Raw genomic sequence first — 15,059 nt, forward strand, 5'->3', positions numbered from 1 at the left:
TGGCAAGAGTATGCTTTGCTAAGCTGGCAAATTATGTCTAAAGTTTGAGACAGGCGATTTGCTTAAAGAGTCATAGAGCAAACTCTAGAAATTGCCCATGTCCGCCTATGTCTGTTGAAACTCTTATGCTGCCAGCTCGATTAAAGTATTACTACCGTCAAGTTAGAGTCATTGTTGATCGTCAAAACCCAATTACTGGTTTATTACCAGCAAGTACCGCAATTACTGCCCACGGTGACTATACCGATGCCTGGGTTCGTGATAACGTCTACAGTATTTTGGCAGTTTGGGGATTGGCTTTGGCTTACCGCAAGCTAGATCCTGATAGTGGACGTACCTTTGAACTTGAACAAAGCGTTGTCAAGCTGATGCGCGGTCTGTTGTTCTGCATGATGCGGCAAGCTGACAAGGTAGAAAGTTTTAAACAAACCCAATCTCTACTGGACGCCCTGCACGCTAAGTACAATACCAACACAGGTGATGTAGTGGTGGGAGATGATGAATGGGGTCACCTACAGCTAGATGCAACCTCTCTGTTTCTGCTGATTCTGGCTCAGATGACAGCATCCGGCCTGCACATTGTCTACACAATTGACGAAGTACACTTCATCCAAAACCTCGTCTATTACGTGGGTCGCACCTATCGAACGCCTGATTACGGTATCTGGGAACGAGGTAATAAAGTTAATCACGGTCAAGCTGAGCTCAACGCCAGTTCCATTGGTATGGCAAAAGCAGCATTGGAAGCGATCAACGGACTGGATTTATTCGGCGTACGTGGCTCTGAAGCCTCTGTTATTCACGTCTTGCCAGATGAGATTTCTCGATCTCGCAGCACATTGGAATCTTTATTACCACGGGAATCTAGCTCAAAAGAAACCGATGCAGCTCTCTTGAGTGTGATTGGTTTTCCAGCCTTTGCTGTTGAAGATGTCGAACTCATACAACGCACCCGCCAAAAAATTATCGATAAGTTACAGGGTAGCTACGGTTGCAAACGCTTTTTGCGGGATGGACACCAGACAGTTTTGGAAGATACCACCCGCCTGCACTACGAACCCAAGGAACTGGAAAAGTTTGAGAATATTGAGTGTGAATGGCCCTTATTTTTCACGTATATGGTGCTGGAGGGTATATTCAGAGGAGACTGGGCACAAGTTCATAACTATCAGGGCCGTCTAGATACTCTTTTAGTCGAGCGGAATGGTTTGCGCCTACTGCCAGAGGTGTATTACGTTCCTGCTGACAAGATTGAGGCAGAGCGAAAATCACCTCGTTCGCAGCGGCGTAAGCCCAATGAAAATGTTCCCCTAGTATGGGCACAGAGTTTGTATCTGCTAGGGCAAATGCTGAGTGAGGGATTAATCGCACCAGGAGATATTGACCCCCTAGGGCGTCATTTGTGCGTCGGACGTCACCAAGATCCGGTAGTCCAAATCGCTCTACTGGCAGAAGATGAAGATTTACAGGCTCAATTGGCAGCTTACGGCATTGCCACCCAAACACCAGAACAGATAGAGCCAGTGCAGGTGCGTCAGGCAAAAGAACTCACCAAAATTTATGCTCAAATGGGGCGTTGTGATTCACTGGGTTTAACGGGACGTCCAGTGCGACGCCTACAGAGTCTGACAACATCAAGAATTTTTCGGATTCAGGGGGAGACGATTGTCTTTCTACCAGCATTTTTAGACCAGCAGCAGTTTTACCTGACTTTCGACTACCATTTTTTGGTATCTCAAATTAAAAGTGAACTTGCTTATATTCAACGTCACTGGAGCGATTTAGGTCGTCCGACAATGACGCTGTGGTTGACCCATACAATGTTGGAGATGGGGATTAAAGAAAGCGACCCTGAAGGACGAGAAGAAGTGCGCTTAATCGCACCTTTACAAGGATCACCGCTACTGGAGTTGATTCAAGAATTGCAAGATGGTTGGTGTAATGGTGTGCAGGTAAAACTGGGACGTCTTAATCAGTTAATGCTGACAACCACCACGGAAAGAGTCAATTTTCTCCACGAATTTAAATTTACTCATTCACCTGTTAAAACCTGGACCCCTCAGCACTATTATCTGATTAACAATCCTGATACTAGCGGTCCTCTAGGTCATACCCAGGAATTTTTACTCGAATGTGAAACCAACCTCAGTTTGTTACTCGATAGTTTGCGAGAGTCCAAAAATATCTACGAGCAAGTAGAGTTATTGCGCACACTCAAGAGTTTACAAGGCTTGAAGTTTGATACGGGTTTTGGTGGACCAGAAGTACCAGTGACAGTAGCTGATTTACTTAATGAAGTTTACTTAAAAGCAGCTACCCTCGGTGATTCTCCCTACTGGACAGTAGTGCGTCAAGCCGCTGGCTTACTCAACAAGACGGATATCAGCCTCTCGGAGGCAGTGACTGATATTTTGGTACGCGGCAAGCAAATTACTGTGGGTAAGGCTTATAGTGAAGCTTCCCTGATTAAAAAGCCGATGTCGCGTCGGGAAATGCAGTTGAAGATTAATGAGTTTTGTGGAGAAGATCTGCGTGATCGCGTCCTCAGCCAAGAAATTCTTATTTACCTAAGCCTCCTGATTAAGTCAGAACCAGAGTTATTCGACGGCTTGCTGACGCTGAGGGTGGGGTATCTGATTCTTCTGTTAACTAGTGAACTGGCAACGGAATTAGGAGTTACGCAAGACGAAGCCTACGAAGAATTAATGCGCTTTAGTCCATTTGAAGTAAAAATCCGGTTGCGTTCTTGTTTGGCTGGCTATGAAGGGGTAAACCAAAAGCTCTGGCAGCAAGAATCTTTGCACGTCAAGCAACCGGAGCAAAAGATTAATTGGGTAGTCTGGTATGAAAATCAAGAAGAGGAAGAGATAGAGGAGGCAACTGCTGCTGGTGGTTGGTTAAGGAAGCGACAGCTAGATGGTGCTGCTGGGCGTGTACCTAAAGACTTCTATCCTAAAGTCTGGAGACTGATGAAACACTGTAAAGGCTTGGTTATTGGCGATAAACTAGAACGCCGTAATCGCTTGGATAGTGAATTACTGCTCTCAGAGATGACGCCGGGGGAAAAGAACTTTGCGCTGAAGGTGGAGCATTTGCTCAATAAGAGCAAGGCACCGGAATATCGACAAGTGAATGTTGAGACCTTAATGGAACTCGCAGCCATGGTAGAGTCAAATCCGGACTTACAAATCGAAGAATATATTGTTCTAGATGTTCTAATTGGTCATGCTGTGCGCTTGGCATGGTTAGATCTACATAACAACGAACAAGCTGAGCAGTACGATAACCATAAAGCTGCTGCTTGGCATGAGTTTGAAGACAGTTCGCCGAAAGAGTGTGCTAGTTATATTGTCAAGGCTTTCCAATTCCTGACTCAAGTTGGACAGGAAGTATTGCTTGAAGTATCGGGAGCAGGATCCTAATTAATTTCTCAGAGAGATTCAACAACCAAAATTGGTAAATTAATGGGGATGAAATACTTAGCAGACACACCCTAATTGCTTTGTACTGCGGCAAAAATTAAAACTCAAAAAAGTTTCTGCCCACTCCGATACTGCGATTCTTTAGACCCCAAAAGTCAGTGGTGTAGATGCTGAAAAAGATATAGTTTCGCCGACGGCTATAGCCGTCAAGAATTGGCTCAATCGCACCATGGGGCAGTGGTGCGATTGTTGAGCAAGCTAAGGTTGCACCAACGGGAAGCTGCTCCTTCTGGCAAGAAGTATCTTTAACTCGCCAAGAAATTTCCTCAATGTAACTCTGTTTGCCTGGGTTAGTAACTGCCATGAGAATGGCGGTTACAGCCAAGGCGATCGCACCTGTTGTTCTGCTTTTCATATTTTTTCCTCCGGAAGAATATTTAGTTGTTATTGCGGATAAAGTATTAAAGAGTGTCGGATATTCAAACTTGGGCTGTTGGTCTAACTAACGACTTACTCCAAGAGGGAGATTCTCAATCTTGACTTGCCTTCTCTCTCTAGTATAGTTTCAAAAAATTAACCGCCATTCCTGCTAAATCTTAGATTTATGCTTTATGGCGGTTCTCAATTGGATGAGTTACAAAGCTCTGGTTTTTCTTGAACTCCAATAATTTACAGGTCAAGAGTTGAAGTAATAGACACAAAATGCAGTCTAATTTAAGCAGTGAACAGTGAATTAAACTTATTACCCTTCGCTCAACTGGAGGGCATGCTTGTTACTTCAAACCAGAGTATGTATAACATTCTTTTGGGAAATTGCTATAGCAATCCTAAATGACATGCAAACACCTTCCCCTTCTCTTCCTTGTCTCCCTTGGAATGAAAATCAAATAGGATTTGCTATATAACACCTATGCCACTTTCTCTCACCGAGTTGAAATCTGCCATATACTTACTACTCGCATGTTCCAAGCCACTCGCCAACGACTAGCTCTTTGGTACACCACAGTAACAGCAGTGCTGTTATTATTGTTTGCTACAGGTGTCTATTTGTATGTCCGTAGTACCCTGATCGAACGAGTTGATGATACCCTTAAACACGTAGTGGAAGTGGTGGAGCGATCGCTAATAATTCAACCAGTAGAAGCGTCTGGCATCCCCTACCGAGTTAACTATGAGGCTAGTTTTCCCAACAATGCTCAGGCAGTAGAAGATGACCACATTGACTTGGAGTGGTTTAGCCCTACTGGTAAGTTGCTCTGGTCAACTTTATCTGAGCCCCTAGATATTCCTTTACATGCCAACCAAACCGGTGAGACTGTTTATCTGTCTGCTGATCAACTACTGCGACAGGTAACAGATCGGGTACAAATCGGGCGTCATGTTCTTGGTTATCTGCGTGTGAGCCATCCCTGGTTTGAAGTGACCAAACCTAGTCGTCAGTTAATCATTGACCTTACGCTGGGTACAGTTTTAATGGTAATTTCTACGGCGGCAATTGGTTGGTGGCTTTCGGGGTTAGCCATTAAGCCAGTGCGGGAGTCGTATCAAAGTCTTAAACAATTTACTGCTGATGCGTCTCACGAATTGAGAAATCCCATTGCGACAATTCAAACTAATGTGCAAGTTGCTCTGGGTGATCCAGATCTAGAATCACCACTGCAACGTCAACAGCTCAAAGTAGTAGAACGATTAACTCAGCGCTTGGGGCGTTTAGTGAATGACTTGCTATTTTTGGCTCGGGCTGACAGTGGTATTATGCAATCGGAGTGGCAATCAGTACCCCTTGATGCCTTATTAATAGAAGTAATTGAAGAGCAACAGTTAGTAGCCGTTCAAAAAGGTGTCGCTCTATCTCTGCATTTAGTTGAAACACCATCTCAAAAGACTACAATTCAAGAATCGTCTGGGTTTTTAGCTTTAACTGAGGATGCTTTCACTCTTCAGGGAGATTGGAACCAACTGGCTCGTTTGTTTACTAATCTAGTGAGTAATGCTGTGCAATATACGCCAGTTTCTGGGAAAACCACTGCTCAGGCATCTGTACAGGTAGAATTGCAACAGCTAGAACGTCTTAGCAACATGCGGGGCAGAAATATTCAGTCTTTACTGAGAGTACAAGTACGAGACACTGGTACTGGTATCCCAGAATCAGCATTACCCCATATTTTTGACCGATTTTATCGAGTAGACCCCGCTAGAAAACATGATGCAACAGCGGGGTCCGGCTTGGGGCTGGCGATCGCACGGGCAATTGTTGAGAATCATCACGGTCGGATCCAAGTTGAAAGTGTTCTCAATCAAGGCACAACCGTTGTAGTTACTCTGCCAGCTTCTAAGTCAGAAAAACTAACTTAGATTGTTAATTTTGACTCTTTGTCGATATGATAATCAACTATTTTTTCCAGTCCTTCAAGTTTTTTAATCGTTAACAGCGCTAAAACTTGATCAGCGATTATTGGAATAATAGTACTCAATATTCCTCACCTGACCATTGCATCCAACGGGTATCCAGCCGTAGCCATCAAAACCATACCGAGAACTCTGAATTCTCGCCCATATAATGTTATCTTGATCCGTATAGGTATCGACAAAACAAACAGCTTCGCCATTTTTGACGTAACTCTCTTTATTAGAAGTAAAGCTGGGCTGATTGTGTACATTTAGACCTGTACCGCTAGAGTAATTTACCCGGCGATAATTCTGAGAAGTACAGTTACTATATTGGGTTCGTTGACCATATTGACCATAGGGGTTATATCTGTCATTTTGGGAATTCTGAGCAGTGACCATCGATACTGGCACAAGTACAGAAGTGAAAGCTATTGCTCCTAGCAAAATTTTGAGGGGCTGATTGAGCCGAAAACTGAATTTTGAGCCTAGCATAGTAGTTTTAAATGGGGTCAAAGGTTTTGATTTCTCTTGCCTCTTTCTATCCCAAAATTTGGACGTATCAGAGGATTCAATAATCTTAATAAATTTTTGGCTGGTATTCTAGTGAGATTATTTCGTTAACACAAGTTACCAGTTGACTTACCCAAAAACAGCCAAAAAGCTATACCTAGTCTGATACTTTACGGGAGCGCAGCACTGAACAAATTACCCGTCGAAGGTAGGATATATAATAAATTTTGTATCATAATTCTCGAAGATACTACTTAGACCTAGTAAATCATCTGCTGCCAAAAAAGAAAGCCCTCTAGAGACCCATAACACTTTCACTGAGCGTCCTTCGGCTTAAAAAGAAATAACCCGCCGGTAGAGCCTAGGCGGGCTTATCGCGCATGAGGAGTCCACACTCCCCCTGCTTTCTTCCTGTCTGTCCACTTTTGTGTCGATCATCCGACTATGCTCAGCTTAATCAGAAAAAGTAAAAAAGTGGGTAAGACTTTACTCTGGCAGTAGCCATCACCAATTTTCCCTTCCCTTGTTGGCACCCCGGAGTGATTGTTCCTCCTGTGCCCTTCCCTTCGCTGATTCGCACTTCAGTTGAGGAGAGGGTAAAAAAAGAAAGGCTTCTCTTGGCAGGGAAGATGGTGAGGTAATTATTGAGTGCTCATTGCTGTATTCTTGAACAGCATCTATGCTGAATATTTATTAAGTCTCCCGAGCGGTATTTACTGATGAAAATCGGGAATCGTCACAACCGTACCCTTATAGCCCTTCGTTAGGTTCCAACGAAGTCGGTACACCGACTCTAACCGGGAGCGGTTTCTAGTAAACAAATCAACAATTTTGCCTACCGTGTGTGGGCGGGGTGTTTTATGGAACAAATTCTGAGATGGTTTCCAGACGGTCCGATTGTTGTATTCACCATCCTCATATTAGTCAGTTTAACCATTCCTCCCTGGTTCGAGCGACTGCGCTTACCGGGACTAGTGGGGCTACTAATTGCAGGTGTAGTATTAGGTCAAAATGGTTTAGGGCTGCTTGATGCCCACTCTGAAACAGTCAAGTTGCTCTCAGACATCGGCAAAATTTACCTGATGTTCGTGGCGGGACTAGAAATCGACCTAGCACAGTTCCGCAAAAAGAAAAATCGTGCCTTGGGCTTCGGGGTTTTAACCTTTCTCATACCACTGCTGTTTGGTACTCTAGTCGGGCAGCTGTTTGGCTTTGGTTGGAACGCCTCGATTCTCATTGGCTCCCTATTTGCCTCCCACACTCTCCTGGGCTACCCTATCGTGCAGCGCTTAGGCTTAGTCGGGAACGAAGCCGTCATCGTCACCATTGGTGCCACAATCTTCACTGACATCTCTGCTTTGTTGGTCTTGGCAGTATGCGTCTCGATTCATGCTGGAGAATTCTCCCTATATAGTTTGAGTGTGCAGTTAGGGTCATTGGCTATCTACTCAGTCATTGTTTTATTTGGCTTTGACTGGGTAGGGAAAGAATACTTCCGCCGCACGGGTAATGATGAAGGTAATCAATTTTTGTTTGTTCTGCTGGCTGTGTTTCTCGCTTCTGTAGGAGCACAAATCATCCATGTCGAGCAGATTGTCGGGGCGTTTCTTGCGGGTTTAGCGGTGAATGATGTAGTGGGACGCTCTCCAGTCAAGGAAAAAGTGGAGTTTGTCGGTAGCGTCCTCTTTATCCCCTTTTTCTTTATAGGCATGGGTTTATTGTTAGATATCCCAGCTTTTATTGAAACCCTCACTACTAGCTCCCAGTTAACCATAGCAATTGTAGTGGGATTAATTGGCAGTAAATTTTTGGCGGCCCTGGGATCAAAACTACTCTATCGCTATAGCTGGAACGAAACAATGATTATGTGGTCGCTGTCTATGCCCCAAGTGGCGGCGACTCTAGCAGCAGCGCTAGTTGGTTTCCAGGTAGGATTGCTCACTAAGGCAGTCTTTAACAGTGTCATTGTCTTAATGTTGGTCACTTCTATCGTCGGCCCAATGCTGACAGCCCGGTTTGCTCCCAAATTACCGCGACCAAAACCTAGCCTTGAAGCTAGTAAATCTTTGCTGTGGTGGGAAACTCAGGAAGAATTTATCGAAGAAGACGAGCAATTTGAGACAGAGCAGACTAAATTTACTGTGGTAGTGCCAGTCTACAATCCGGTGACGGAGAAGTATCTCATCGAAATAGCAGCACTCTTAGCTCGTCATGAATCAGGTCAGATTGTACCCCTCTCCATTGCCCAAGCTCACGTTAATATGGACGAGCCTCAGATGAAGGTGACTCTCAAGCAGAGTCGGCAATTATTGAGACGGGCTCAAACAATTAGCTCGGAGTTTAATGTACACTCGAAACCAGCACTGCGGATTGAGGATGATATTGCCTGTGGGATTATTCGCGCCGCCCGTGAACAGAACGCCAGTTTAATTGTTATGGGTTGGAGTGAAAATACAGGATTGCGGGCACGTTTATTTGGCAATTTAATTGATAACGTCTTTTGGTCTTCTCACTGTCCAGTAGCGGTGATGCGCCTCTTAGAAGAACCAATTAAGATTCGTCGAATTTTAGTGCCAGTGAGCAACTTAACGCAGCAAACTATCAGAACAGTAAGATTTGCTCAGTTACTAGCTGACAGCAATAAAGGTTCGGTGACTTTGTTGAATGTTTGCCCTCCCCAAACGAGTGGAGAGCAAATTACCTCCCTTAAGTCCGATTTAGCCAAGGTTCTCTCTAGTGCAGGGCCCAAAGTAACCTCAGAAATTGAAGTGGTGCTCGGCGAAGATGTGGCTGAGGTAATTCTCAGTACCTCTCAAGCTTTTGACATCGTGATTTTGCGCTCTTTCCGCCGTCGCACAGTTGCGGGATTGGCGGTGAGTGATGTGACTAGCGAAGTAATCAACTCACTAAACTGCTCAATGGTGTTGTTTGGAGAACCTCATTCTTGAAGTAGAAATTGTAAATGGAGAAAAGCTTCCCATAGCGAATTCTTCGGTATTCTTTAAAGGGAACAAGGGACTTATTTAAACCTCAAAATCAGTATCCTGAGCCGATGGTACTGAACTAGACAAAGGAGTAACTGTTTCTAATCGCTGTTGCAAGAGTTCTTCTAATCTTCCCAAGCGTTGCTGCTGTTCTTGAAGCATCCCGGCAATTTCCACGATATCTTCTTCCCGCAGCAGATTCATTTTGTCATGGAGTAGCCCAATTTCTAGTTCTGCTTTCATGTTGACTTCGTAGTCATGTTTAGCATCCTGGCGGTCAATGGCATTCTGCCTATTTTGGCTCATCATAATGATAGGTGCAGCGTAGGCCGCCTGGACTGATACGGGCGCGTAGAGGTCTTTTTATTATCATAATTTCCCCATTAACATTGCTCTTATTTTTAATTTTCCGTGGTTGCTGTTGAGGGCGCAACCTGTAAGTTTTCCGTCAGGCTTTTAATTGAACTGGCTAAAGGAACAGCCACTACTAATCCCAAGAATCCAGCAATTTTAGCCCCAATTAACAGTGAAGCCAAAATCCATACGGGATTTAGTCCAGTAAAGCCGCCTAATAAACGAGGAGCTATAATATTTTCTACTACCTGATCAATCAGGGTGGCTATAATCAAAACTTTGATTCCCAGCCAGATGCTATTCAAACTAACCAAGAAACTGATAAGACAGATACTCAAGGCAGCACCAAAAGGAAATAGAGCCATAATTCCTACCCCTAAACCAAACAACAATCCGAAGGGAATCTGAATAAGTAAGAAAGCAGTAGTCATTACCAATCCCATGATCCCTGCTAAAGTTGCTTGGGCCACAAAGTAGTTGTGAAAATTTTGACGCAGAGACTGTCGTACTTTAGCCGCTCTTGGGCTAGGTAAACGCAGAAATAATCCGTCCCAAAATTGCTTGCCATGTAACAGCAAGTAGAAGGTAAGAACAATAGCTATAGCTAAGTCCAGAACACTGCCAACTGTTGCCAATACCCCACCAATAATTTGTCCACTGAAGGCTTGAAGTTGACTCGATAAACGCTCTAAAATTTGAGAAGTTAGACCGCTTAAGTTTAGGGGCAGTTTGCGGTTTACCGCCCAAGTCTCGAAGGATTCAATTTGCTGGCTTCCCGACTCAATCGACTTCGGTAGGCGCTCTAAAAGAGTATTTAACTGGTCTACAATTACAGGAACTAGAGTTACTCCGAGAACAATCAACAGCAGCACAGAAACCAGCAGTACCAAGAAAATTGACGTTGTTCTTTTGACGCCACTGCTCTCTAATTTCCGTACTGGGTAATCTAAAAGAAAAGCCCCTAAAGTCGCGCCAACGAAAACATTAATTAGGGGTTGAAAAAACTGCACAACTATCAACAAAAGCCAGCTATTAAGGAAAATTGAGGGGAAAAGTAAAGACAAGAGTAAGGTAAAAACCAACCATCGGAATAGTTTGCTCGTCAGTTTCATAAAAATTTAGCTAACGGAACCTTCTAGAAACAGTAGTTAAGAACTCACTTTCAGCCGTCGGCGGATTTCATGAGCAGCTAGTAACCCGACAGCAACAATTAGAGGCAGCAAGTAGTATACTCCCCGGTAAGCTAAAAGCGAACCCAAAACTTCGGGAGCCGGAACTTGAGGCGGAAGCATCAAAAGAATTACTGTTTCAAACACCCCTAAACCGCCGGGGACATTGCTGATAATACTTGCAGTCATTGCCAGTAAATAAATACCAGCAAAACCAGGGTAAGAGAGAGGGGTATTCTTCGGCAGTAAAATATAGAGTGTTCCTACCGCTAGACTCCAGTCCAACAGAGAAACTCCAATTTGAGCTAAAGAGATTTCAAAAGAAGGGAAGGAAATTACCCGTCCAAAAATTTTTAATGACCGCTGATGCCAAAAACTTCTTAATAAATAGGTGCTTACACAAGCTAAGAAAATTACACCCAGAGGACGAACTGAGACAAAGGGTAAATCCAGGAGGGTAGGAATTGTCAGTGGCTTGAACAGAAATATTACCCCACCAACGGCAAACAGCCCTAACCAAAAGCTCAAGTTCACAAAGGCAATTACTTTGGCGATTACTTTGGCTGATACACCCCAGTGAGAGTAGAGACGGTAACGGATCGCACTACCTGCCAAAATCGCTAAACCGACACTATTGCTAATGGCATAACTGACAAAGGCAGTAAAGATAATTGCACCAGGAGTTAGAGAACGACGAAGATAGCGAAAGGCAATTAAGTCGTAACCTGCCATGACAAGATAACCCAAAGCGGTACAGCCGATGGCAGTAAACAAACGTTTTTTGGGAATGCCTGCGAAACTTTTTAGAACCTCACTTAGGTGATAATGTCGTAGTTGGTTACTAATAGCCCAAAGAGAAAGACCAAAAAGTACCAAACCAAATAAAGGTGCTAGAAGATGGAGTAGCTTTTTTATCATAGGGTTTAGTTTAGGAGACAAAATCTGCCCCGAAGAAGACTGCAAATATTTTCAAACTATGAAACTTCTAAAAATTTTAGTTACAGGTTTAGGGATTGTCTTACTGACGGGTAGCATAGTTGGCTGGTATGTCTTTGTTGCTGGTGCACCACAGCTAGATCGACCTCAAACCAGTATCAAAGGAACTGACTTAACTTTTCAGTTAGAAACATTTAATAGCAAGGCAATGGGAGAGGTACGGCAATACGGTTTAATCCTTCCTCCTGGCTATCAAAATCACTCCGAGCAACGCTATCCGGTAATATTTTTACTGCACGGCGGACATGATGACGCTCGTTCTTGGCAAGACAAAATCGGCATTATTCCTATACTGTACGAACTTTACCAAACTGGTAGACTGCCCCACTCCATTGTGATCACCCCTGATGGCAATGATCGACGAGGCTCTAGTCCTTTATGGGATCCTCAATACTATGATGGTTCCAACGGCAAAATTGGCACTTTAATTGGCTCAGAATTAGTGCAAGTCGTGAAATCGCGTTACCGCACCTTGAATAAACCGCAGCTTTGGGCAATGGGGGGACTCTCTTCTGGTGGCTGGGGAGCATTCAATATTGGATTACGTCACCTAGATAACTTTGAGATTCTCTTTAGCCACAGTGGCTATTTTACTGATAGTAGTGGTGCTGCCAATAGTCCCCAAGACTTCGTGTTACAACTAGCAAAAAACCAGCTTCAGCAGCTGCGAGTTTATTTGGATGCAGGAGAAAGTGATCAAGATTTTCTCGCCTCTACAAAAAAGTTTCATCAAACCCTAAATGAGTTAGGGGTAGATAATATCTTTTATGCCTTTCCTGGAGGTCATGGCTTGTCAGGGGCTAATTATGGTTGGAATTATTTTCATAAACACGCTACCGATTCCCTTACATTTGTAGGCAAGCAGTTCAAAATTGCCTTAGCACAACAAGACTAACAGAATAACCAATTTTTTTGATCAGGGAGCTTTATGCGATCGCAACGTACTCGGGTCGGTGTATGGACAGCCGCAGGACTCACCGCAGTTGTCGGAGTGGTCAATCTGCTCTCCGCAGCCACTCCCGGTTTGCCAGAACGGTTAGACTGGCTTAGACAAGTTTTTCCCTTTGAAATTCGGGCTGGCGGTCATTTATTTGCGGCGATGAGTGGATTCGTGTTGCTGACACTCGCCACTAACCTGCTGCGACGCAAGCGGATTGCTTGGTTGCTCACCATTGGCTTGCTAATTGTCTCGATCCTTTCTCATCTGCTCAAGGGGTTGGACTTTGAGGAGAGTCTCCTAGCTGGGGTACTCTTGATGCAACTCCTACTAATGCGCGATATTTTTACCGCTCAATCAGACCGCCCTTCAATGGCTCAAGGAGTCCGGGTATTAATCGGAGCCTTGCTCTTTACCCTAGCTTATGGTGTGGCAGGCTTTTTCCTTTTAGATCGCCAATACACCGTTAATTTTAATCTCGCTGAAGCCCTGAGCCAAACCCTGGCAGTGTTCTTCACGGCAGATAATGCTGGATTGCAACCAACCACGCGCTTTGGTCGCTTTTTTGTGGGTTCAATTTACACTGTTGGTGCTGCAACCTTAGCATACGCGCTCTTAATGCTCCTGCGCCCAGTACTGCTTCTGACCAGTGCAACGGCCCAGGAAAGACGAAAAGCCCAGGAAATTGTCGAACAGTATGGACACTCTTCCCTAGCTAGATTTACGCTGCTTGACGATAAAGATTATTACTTCAGTCCCAGCGGACGCAGCGTTATTGCCTATGTCCCTAAAGGACGGGGAGCGATCGCTCTAGGTGACCCCATTGGCCCGACAGAAGACCGCCGGGAAGTAATCATCGGTTTCCAAAAGTTCTGCGAGCATAATGATTGGTATCCCGCTTTTTATCAGACTTTGCCCAATGAGCTTGAATTTTACCAATCTCTGGGTTTCCGAGCCCTCAATATTGGTGAGGAAGGGATTGTTGACCTCAAAACCTTTACCCTGCAAGGTAGAGCTGGTAAGAACTTGAGAACCCCCCTGAATCGCTTCACCAAGTTAGGGCATCAAGTCAAATTTTATCAGCCACCCATTACCGATGACTTATTGAACCAGCTCAAAACTGTGAGCGACGAATGGCTGAAAATGATGGAAGGGTCAGAAAAGCACTTCTCTCTCGGTTGGTTTGATGAGGCTTACTTGCGCTCTTCAGAGATTGCTGTAGTGCAGACACTAGAAAATCAAATTACTGCCTTTGCCAATGTCGTTACAGAGTACCAACTCAACGAAATCACGATTGACTTAATGCGGCGCAGAACCGAAGTTGAGTCTGGCACTATGGACTTCTTGTTTATTACCATGTTCCAACACTTCAAAGAGCGAGGTTACGAAGGCTTTAATCTCGGTTTATCGGCTCTTTCCGGCGTTGGTGAAACCCAGGAATCACCCCGTTTAGAAAAGGTGCTGTATTATCTCTATGAGCATTTGAATCGCTTCTATAATTTCAAAGGATTACACGGCTTCAAAGAGAAATTTAGCCCCCGTTGGGAACCACGCTATTTAGTCTACCCTAGCTGGGCAGCATTACCAGATGTCGTTGTTGCTTTAGTTAGGGCAGATTCTGGCGATCGCTTGTTAGATTACTTTAAGCCTGGGGCTTGAGGCTATTTTACAGCAACTCAGACCCAGTGACCACTGAGATTGAGTAATTTTTGCCTTTATTAGTGTATTAGTGGGCTTATTTCTCGCAATCCATCGCCACTATCAAGCTTTAGCCGCGCAACTCAGTGTGGAAGGACCGGTAAGACTTCGTTGTGCCTACCGACCATCATTAACAGAGGTTACCCATCCAGCCCTAGTCTTAGTTGGTCAAATCCATCGCGGCACACTGGAGGCGCTTGAGTATGCCTGTACCATTGCAGATGAAATTGTTGCAGTACATGTTGATATTGGTACAACAGATCGAGTTACTCTGCAACAGAAGTGGGAAGAGTTTGCTGACAATATCCCTTTGGTTATTCTTGATTCGCCCTACCGTTCTATAGTTACGCCGCTTACTGAGTTTGTTAGTGAGTTTGAAGGGCGACATCCTAGTATGTTTTCCACCGTTATTCTGCCAGTTTTTGTGCCGCGCAACTGGTGGGAGGAACTACTGCACAATCAAACTACTTTGTTTTTGCGGGCTGCATTACGGGTAAAGCATAGCCGAGTTGTCACTACCGTTCGTTACTACCTTTAGCTTAATTCGTTTTCTCTGTGATCTTCCTAATCTAGGACTTGCTCTCAACACTCTTATTTC

General features: G+C 44.4%; 10 protein-coding genes and 1 pseudogene. 6 read left to right on the forward strand and 5 right to left on the reverse strand.

What is annotated here, in order from left to right:
- Nucleotides 1–107 precede the first annotated feature (107 nt).
- Nucleotides 108–3,422, forward strand: coding sequence for a phosphorylase b kinase regulatory subunit alpha/beta (locus ACT7WV_RS14005; protein WP_445103478.1), 3,315 nt, complete (start codon nt 108–110; stop codon nt 3,420–3,422).
- A 97-nt stretch (nt 3,423–3,519) separates the two neighbouring features.
- Here the strand turns inward: ACT7WV_RS14005 and ACT7WV_RS14010 are convergent, their stop codons facing one another.
- Nucleotides 3,520–3,837 (reverse strand): DUF4359 domain-containing protein, encoded by a 318-nt coding sequence (locus tag ACT7WV_RS14010; RefSeq protein WP_445103479.1) that lies wholly within the window; start codon nt 3,835–3,837, stop codon nt 3,520–3,522.
- Nucleotides 3,838–4,382: 545 nt separating this feature from the next.
- Here ACT7WV_RS14010 and ACT7WV_RS14015 point away from each other — a divergent pair.
- On the forward strand, nt 4,383–5,777 hold the full coding sequence (locus ACT7WV_RS14015; protein ID WP_445103480.1) for a sensor histidine kinase: 1,395 nt from the start codon (nt 4,383–4,385) through the stop codon (nt 5,775–5,777).
- Between the two features lie 90 nt (nt 5,778–5,867).
- Here ACT7WV_RS14015 and ACT7WV_RS14020 read toward each other — a convergent pair whose 3' ends face one another.
- Nucleotides 5,868–6,305 (reverse strand): SH3 domain-containing protein, encoded by a 438-nt coding sequence (locus ACT7WV_RS14020; RefSeq protein ID WP_445103481.1) that lies wholly within the window; start codon nt 6,303–6,305, stop codon nt 5,868–5,870.
- Between the two features lie 878 nt (nt 6,306–7,183).
- Between ACT7WV_RS14020 and ACT7WV_RS14025 the strand changes: the two genes are divergently transcribed.
- On the forward strand, nt 7,184–9,271 hold the full coding sequence (locus ACT7WV_RS14025; RefSeq protein WP_445103482.1) for a cation:proton antiporter: 2,088 nt from the start codon (nt 7,184–7,186) through the stop codon (nt 9,269–9,271).
- A 75-nt stretch (nt 9,272–9,346) separates the two neighbouring features.
- Here the strand turns inward: ACT7WV_RS14025 and ACT7WV_RS14030 are convergent.
- The 3 genes and pseudogenes from ACT7WV_RS14030 to ACT7WV_RS14040 all read right to left on the reverse strand — a co-directional run.
- Nucleotides 9,347–9,640: pseudogene (locus tag ACT7WV_RS14030) on the reverse strand (DUF1003 domain-containing protein); the annotation flags it as partial.
- A 68-nt stretch (nt 9,641–9,708) separates the two neighbouring features.
- Entirely contained in the window at nt 9,709–10,773 is a 1,065-nt protein-coding gene (locus tag ACT7WV_RS14035) for an AI-2E family transporter (RefSeq protein WP_445103483.1), read from the reverse strand.
- Between the two features lie 36 nt (nt 10,774–10,809).
- Nucleotides 10,810–11,748 (reverse strand): lysylphosphatidylglycerol synthase domain-containing protein, encoded by a 939-nt coding sequence (locus ACT7WV_RS14040; protein WP_445103484.1) that lies wholly within the window; start codon nt 11,746–11,748, stop codon nt 10,810–10,812.
- 58 nt (nt 11,749–11,806) lie between these two features.
- Here ACT7WV_RS14040 and ACT7WV_RS14045 point away from each other — a divergent pair, with 58 nt between their 5' ends.
- The 3 genes from ACT7WV_RS14045 (at nt 11,807) to ACT7WV_RS14055 (ending at nt 14,999) form a co-directional block, all read left to right on the forward strand.
- Nucleotides 11,807–12,721 carry an alpha/beta hydrolase gene (locus ACT7WV_RS14045; RefSeq protein ID WP_445103485.1) on the forward strand — a complete coding sequence of 305 codons (915 nt, stop codon included), beginning with the start codon at nt 11,807–11,809 and terminating at the stop codon, nt 12,719–12,721.
- Nucleotides 12,722–12,754: 33 nt separating this feature from the next.
- Nucleotides 12,755–14,422 carry a phosphatidylglycerol lysyltransferase domain-containing protein gene (locus ACT7WV_RS14050; RefSeq protein ID WP_445103486.1) on the forward strand — a complete coding sequence of 556 codons (1,668 nt, stop codon included), beginning with the start codon at nt 12,755–12,757 and terminating at the stop codon, nt 14,420–14,422.
- A gap of 70 nt (nt 14,423–14,492) precedes the next feature.
- Nucleotides 14,493–14,999, forward strand: coding sequence for a hypothetical protein (locus ACT7WV_RS14055; RefSeq protein WP_445103487.1), 507 nt, complete (start codon nt 14,493–14,495; stop codon nt 14,997–14,999).
- The last annotated feature ends 60 nt before the right edge of the window (nt 15,000–15,059 follow it).

The organism is Symploca atlantica LB2515 (genome assembly GCF_052546295.1).

Excerpts from the sequence above, each read along its gene's own strand:
- ACT7WV_RS14005 (WP_445103478.1), top strand. The coding sequence starts at position 108 with ATGTCTGTTGAAACTCTTATGCTGCCAGCTCGATTAAAGTATTACTAC.
- ACT7WV_RS14010 (WP_445103479.1), bottom strand. The coding sequence starts at position 3,837 with ATGAAAAGCAGAACAACAGGTGCGATCGCCTTGGCTGTAACCGCCATT.
- ACT7WV_RS14015 (WP_445103480.1), top strand. The coding sequence starts at position 4,383 with ATGTTCCAAGCCACTCGCCAACGACTAGCTCTTTGGTACACCACAGTA.
- ACT7WV_RS14020 (WP_445103481.1), bottom strand. The coding sequence starts at position 6,305 with ATGCTAGGCTCAAAATTCAGTTTTCGGCTCAATCAGCCCCTCAAAATT.
- ACT7WV_RS14025 (WP_445103482.1), top strand. The coding sequence starts at position 7,184 with ATGGAACAAATTCTGAGATGGTTTCCAGACGGTCCGATTGTTGTATTC.
- ACT7WV_RS14035 (WP_445103483.1), bottom strand. The coding sequence starts at position 10,773 with ATGAAACTGACGAGCAAACTATTCCGATGGTTGGTTTTTACCTTACTC.
- ACT7WV_RS14040 (WP_445103484.1), bottom strand. The coding sequence starts at position 11,748 with ATGATAAAAAAGCTACTCCATCTTCTAGCACCTTTATTTGGTTTGGTA.
- ACT7WV_RS14045 (WP_445103485.1), top strand. The coding sequence starts at position 11,807 with ATGAAACTTCTAAAAATTTTAGTTACAGGTTTAGGGATTGTCTTACTG.
- ACT7WV_RS14050 (WP_445103486.1), top strand. The coding sequence starts at position 12,755 with ATGCGATCGCAACGTACTCGGGTCGGTGTATGGACAGCCGCAGGACTC.